4 protein-coding genes and 1 pseudogene are annotated in these 5,348 nt (G+C 62.3%); all 5 read right to left on the bottom strand.

What is annotated here, in order from left to right; all coding sequences use genetic code 11:
- Positions 1-98 precede the first annotated feature (98 nt).
- Positions 99-928 (bottom strand): annotated as a pseudogene (locus PVW49_RS23520) (IS3 family transposase); the annotation flags it as partial.
- A 152-nt stretch (positions 929-1,080) separates the two neighbouring features.
- Positions 1,081-2,109: a zinc-dependent alcohol dehydrogenase gene (locus tag PVW49_RS23515; RefSeq protein WP_274591781.1), complete on the bottom strand. Its 1,029-nt coding sequence runs from the start codon at positions 2,107-2,109 to the stop codon at positions 1,081-1,083.
- Between the two features lie 10 nt (positions 2,110-2,119).
- Positions 2,120-2,836 (bottom strand): SDR family NAD(P)-dependent oxidoreductase, encoded by a 717-nt coding sequence (locus PVW49_RS23510; RefSeq protein WP_274591780.1) that lies wholly within the window; start codon positions 2,834-2,836, stop codon positions 2,120-2,122.
- 4 nt (positions 2,837-2,840) lie between these two features.
- Positions 2,841-3,968 carry an ABC transporter substrate-binding protein gene (locus tag PVW49_RS23505; RefSeq protein WP_274591779.1) on the bottom strand — a complete coding sequence of 376 codons (1,128 nt, stop codon included), beginning with the start codon at positions 3,966-3,968 and terminating at the stop codon, positions 2,841-2,843.
- A 77-nt stretch (positions 3,969-4,045) separates the two neighbouring features.
- Positions 4,046-5,348, bottom strand: a 1,303-nt coding sequence (locus PVW49_RS23500; RefSeq protein ID WP_274591778.1) for an NAD(P)(+) transhydrogenase (Re/Si-specific) subunit beta, incomplete at its 5' end; no start/stop codon positions are given.

The following is a 5,348-nucleotide window of genomic DNA, read 5'->3' as shown; positions in this document are numbered from 1 at the left end:
ATGCCGCCCCTCAGGGCCATCACCAACTTTCGGCTATATCTCCACCGGATGCCCTATGACCTGCTGACCTGAGCAGCCAAATTTTGCCGGTATAGGACGTTGTCGGACCTTATGAACTCAAGCGGGCCGCGCATGATGAACAAGTCGGTCAGGGCATCGACTACGTCGACAGAATTAAGCTTTCGTTTCACGCGGATCGCGAGGGCCTCGTTCGTGAACTCATCGATAATGTTCAGGGTGCGGAAGATCCCCCCCGTCATGAGTCCTGTCCCGAACAAAATCATAGGACCAGACATGGTTCGGGCGCTCCGGCCGCAGCCGAACGCAGGACCCATCGTTCAGCCAGAGCCGACCTTTCTTAGGTTGTTTCTCGGGGACTTTCAGCCCCTCCCGCCGCCAGATCCGTTCGACCTTTTATGGTTCACATGCCAGCCGCTGTTCAGCATTCCGGTGATCATGCGGTATCCATAGCGCCCGAATTCTTCTGTCAGTGCGATGATGTCCTCGGTCAGCCGTTCTTCGTATGGCAGGCCACAGGGGGCCTTGCGCCGCGTGGAACGATGCTACCCGAGTGTGCGGCAAGCCCGGCGCTCAGATACGCCAAGGGTCTGCCGCACACGATCGATGCACAGTCGGCGGCGGGAAGGACTTAGAAGTTCCCCCGGGCGGCCTCGATCAGGATCATCTTGTCCAGCGTCAGACCTGAAACCGCACGCCTCAGCGGGGTATTCTCCGTCTCCAGCTCCTTCAGCCGCTTCAACTGATCACGGCTCATGCCGCCATATTCGTTACGCCAACGATAGTAGGTCTGCTGCGACACGCCGATCTGGCGCACCGCCTCTGCGACCCCCATGCCTTGTCCTTGCAGCACTTCAACCTGTCGCAGCTTCAGCACGAACTCTTCGGGTTTGTCTCTCTTTCCAGCCATCTCTTGGTCCTCCTGACATCGGGATAAATCTATCCCAGTGGGGGCACTCCCCTGGGTGGGTCGCCGCACCCGTTCATGCCGAACACGGGGTGCATCCTCGGACCTGGACGTGAATTCGATTTGCTCTTCGCCACTGGTCGGAAAACCTGTTCTCACGTGTCGGCTGCGATCAGAACCTTGCCTACCGCCCCGCCGCGGGCCATCAGCGAACAGGCGGCCTCGGCCTCGGCCACCGGGAAACGGCCGCCGATCAGCGCGTCGAAATCCACTGTGCCGGATGTGATCAGCGCGACCGCCTTGGCAAACTCGTCGGTAAACAAGATGGACCCCGTCACCGTGATTTCCTTGAGCGCGATCAGGTGGAGGTTGACCGGAACCTGGCTGGGCTGGATTAGCGAGAGGATCGATACGACACCCTGTTTGCGCACCGCCGCCAGCGCCTGGTTATAGGCATGGGGCGATCCGCTCGCCTCGATCACCACGTCATAAGCGCTGTCCAGCTTGCACATGTCATCGCGCCCGGTCACGAAACCGGCCCTTGCACCCACGGCGCGGGCAGCCTCGATCGCCTCGGGTTTCAGGTCGGTCACATCGACATCGGCCCCAAGCGCATGGGCGCCCACCGTCGCCAGGAGACCCATGGGGCCACAGCCCGTCACCAGCACCTTCTGCCCGGCGGTGATACCCCCACGGTTGACCGAATGCATGGCGCAGGCCAGCGGCTCGGCAAAGGTCAGGTGATCAGGTTTGACGTGATCCGCCACCGGCGTGAGGCAGCGCGCCGGAAAATCAAAGGTTTCGCGGAAGAAGCCGTCGATATGCGGCTTGGTCGTGGCCGAGCCGGGAAAGCGCTTGTTCGGGCACATGTTGATGTCGCCGGTCTTGCAACGGTCGCAGTGTCCGCATTCGATCACCGGGTTGATGGCCACGAACTGCCCCTCGGCCAGGTCCGCGCCATTGGCATCCACCACGTGACCGCAGGCCTCGTGCCCCAAGGTGACCGGGTAATCCAGCTGGAACCCCGCATTGGCGAAATGACGGAAGTAATGCATGTCGGTGCCGCAGATGCTGGCCGTGGCCAGCTTCAGCCGCACCCAGCCCTCTTCGATGGTCTCGGGCATCTCGGCCTGTTCCACCGCGATGGAGCGGGCCGCTGTCAAAATTGTCTTGGTATAGGTCATGGGTCTGCTCCTAAAATCCGATGGCATAACCGCCATCCACCGGGATGGCCGTGCCGTTGATGTAGGCCGAGGCGTCGCTGGCCAGGAAATGCACCGCATCGGCCACATTTTCGGGTGTGCCAAACTTGTGCGTCGGGATGCGGCCCTCGATCTTCACCCGCCGCTCCGGGTCTTTCGCCAGAACCGCGCGCGTCATGTCGGTGTCGATGAACCCCGGGCAGACCGCGTTGCAGCGGATGCCGAACGGCGCCGCATCGATCGCAACAGAGCGGGTCAGCCCGATGACTGCCGTCTTGGCCGTGACATAAGCGGCGGCCGATGGCAGCGCCATGACCCCGCCCATGGACGAGATATTGACGATCGCCCCGCCCTGCTCTTTCTGAAGCCGGACATAGGCGCCGCAGGCCAGAAACACCGCCTTGACGTTCAGGTCCAGCACTTTGGTCAGCTCATCCCCGGCGACATCCCAGACCGGCTTTTTCAGGTGCATCCCGGCATTGTTGACCAGCACGTCGATGCGCCCGGTCTCCGCATGGATACTGTCGAGATACGACGTATCGGCGGCCACGCTCAGGTCATGCTGCACGAAATGCACCGGTCCGGACAGATCGGCCAATTCTCCTTCGCTGCGCGCCACGACGTGGACGTCGAACCCCGCGTCGAGGAACTTCCGCGTCTGGGCAATCCCGAGGCCCTTGTTGCCCCCTGTGACAATAGCAACTGGCACGATCTTATCCCTTCGTGATGTGGTGACGGTAAAGAGTATTGATCTGCTTCAGGAAATCGTCCGAGGCGATGCCCCTGAGGAAGAAGTCCGACATGACCGCGCAGATATCGTCGACGAAATGCAGGAACCAATCGTCGCGCGGGCGGGTCCAGGCATTGGCCATGGTGTCGAACGCCCCGTCAAAGAACCCGGCATAGGCCGGGTGACTGCGGCGGTTTTTCCAGGTCTGGCGATGGGCGGGCTGGCCTTCGTTTTCCAGGTAGATTCCGGATTGCACCGGCTCGGAGGTCACCCAGCGGACAAAATCCAGCGCCGCCTCGGACGCTTTTGTCTGCGCCGAGACCCCGATCCCCGCACCGCCCAAGATGCCCCGCCGCGTGCCATGACCGACAAACACCGGCAGGTCGACATATCGCAATTGGTGCGGGCGAAATCCGGGGCGGGCGTAGTTCACATAGCCGAAGAGGCAGGGCGACATGGCAAAATCCTGCTCTGTCGCCAAGAGTTCGAGCACCCGGATCGGGTTCATCTCGCAGGCCTCTGGCGGGCCCAGATTATACAGCGTCTTGAGCAGATCCAGCGCCGCGATACCATTGGCATCGCTGACGAAAGCGTCTTTCGAGACCGGCAGAACCTCTTCACCGCGCGCCGCCACCAGCGTCATCAGCATGTCGAAGGCATCGACCGGCAGAAGCGGAGTGATCGCTCGGAACCGGCGGGCCTCCGGCGTCAGAAACTCTTCCCAGTTGTGTGGCATCTCGAGCCCGCTGTCGGGCCGGATCACCGCCATCTGGCAGGCCGCGTCAATTGGCCAGGCCCAAGTCTGACCGCCATAGACATAGCTTTCTACCGAGCCGCCCATGGACCCGGCTGCCACGTCCTGCCACGCGGGCAGCGCCATCAAGGACCGGCTTTCCGCAATCTGTCCGACATGGGGATGATCAAGCACGAGAAAATCATTCTCGGCGGCGAGATCGGCAATGGATTGATCGGCAAACGCCTGAAGCGTGCGCTTTTTCCAATGGATGCGGACGCCGGTTTCCCGGGCATAGCGCTCCGAAGCCGCCACAAGGCAATCATAGCCCCGAGGATGATCCCATGTCATGCCGCGCAATTCGAGAGTATCTGTCATTTCCTGTCTTTCCTGAGTTTTGGCACCGCGCGCAGCACCCGTAGGGTGGGTTTTCAACCCACCGTCCCGCTGCCGGATCAGTCGATCAGCGGCAGCAGTTTGTTCAGGCTTTCCTTCGCATCGCCATAGAACATCCGGGTGTTCTCCTTGAAGAACAGCGGGTTCTCGATGCCGGAATAGCCGGTGCCCTGGCCGCGCTTGGACACGAAAACCTGTTTCGCCTTCCAGCACTCCAGAACCGGCATGCCGGCGATGGGGCTGTTGGGGTCGTCCTGGGCGGCCGGGTTGACGATGTCGTTCGAGCCGATGACGATGGCAACATCCGTTTCCGGGAAGTCCTCGTTGATCTCGTCCATCTCCATCACGATGTCATAAGGCACCTTGGCCTCGGCCAAGAGCACGTTCATGTGGCCGGGCAGACGGCCCGCCACCGGGTGGATGGCGAAACGCACGTTCTTGCCCTTGGCGCGCAGCTTGCTGACCAGTTCGCTGACCGCGTTCTGCGCCTGGGCCACCGCCATGCCGTAGCCGGGGATGATGATCACAGAGTCGGCGTCGTTCAGTGCCGCGGCCACGCCGTCGGCATCGATCGCCACCTGCTCGCCCTCGACCGCCATCTGCTCACCCGAGGGGCCGCCAAAGCCGCCAAGGATGACCGAGACGAAGTGACGGTTCATCGCCTTGCACATGATGTAGGACAGGATCGCACCCGAGGAGCCGACCAGCGCGCCGACCACGATCAAGAGATCGTTGCCCAGCGAGAAGCCGATCGCCGCGGCGGCCCAGCCCGAGTAGGAGTTCAGCATCGAGACCACCACCGGCATGTCGGCACCGCCGATGCCCATGATCAGATGGTAGCCGATGAAGAGCGCCGCCAGTGTCATCAGGAACAGCGGCAGGAAGCCACCGGTGTTGAAGTACCAGATCAGGCAGAGCACCGAGAGGATCGCCGCGCCGAGGTTGAGCATATGCCCGCCCGGCAGCTTGGTGGCGGCCGAGGTGACCTTGCCGGCAAGCTTGCCGAAGGCCACGACCGACCCGGTAAAGGTGATCGCGCCGATGAAGATGCCGAGGAAGAGCTCGACCTTCAGGATCGCCAGCTCGGCGCCGCTTTTCTTGGCCAGTACCGCGGCAAACCCTTCCAGCGCCTTGCGCGCCTCGGGGTCCATCGCCAGCACCCGGCCCATCTCGAAGTGGGCGTTGAAGCCCACGAAGACCGCCGCGAGACCGACCAGCGAGTGCATCGCAGCCACCAGCTGCGGCATCTCGGTCATCTGCACCTTCTTGGCGACATAGACACCGATCACGCCGCCACCGGCGATCAGGATCAGCGACAACAGCCAGAGGCCCGAGCCGGGGCCCACCAGCGTGGCAAAGACC

Origin of the sequence: Marinovum sp. PR37 (genome assembly GCF_028807375.1) — a bacterium.
GTDB classification, from domain to species: Bacteria; Pseudomonadota; Alphaproteobacteria; order Rhodobacterales; family Rhodobacteraceae; genus Marinovum; species Marinovum algicola.
The sequence above is the reverse complement of the archived record's forward strand: the minus strand, read 5'-3'. Positions and strand labels throughout refer to the sequence as shown.

Coding starts and splice junctions, on each gene's coding strand:
- PVW49_RS23515 (WP_274591781.1), bottom strand. CDS start 2,109: ATGACCTATACCAAGACAATTTTGACAGCGGCCCGCTCCATCGCGGTG.
- PVW49_RS23505 (WP_274591779.1), bottom strand. CDS start 3,968: ATGACAGATACTCTCGAATTGCGCGGCATGACATGGGATCATCCTCGG.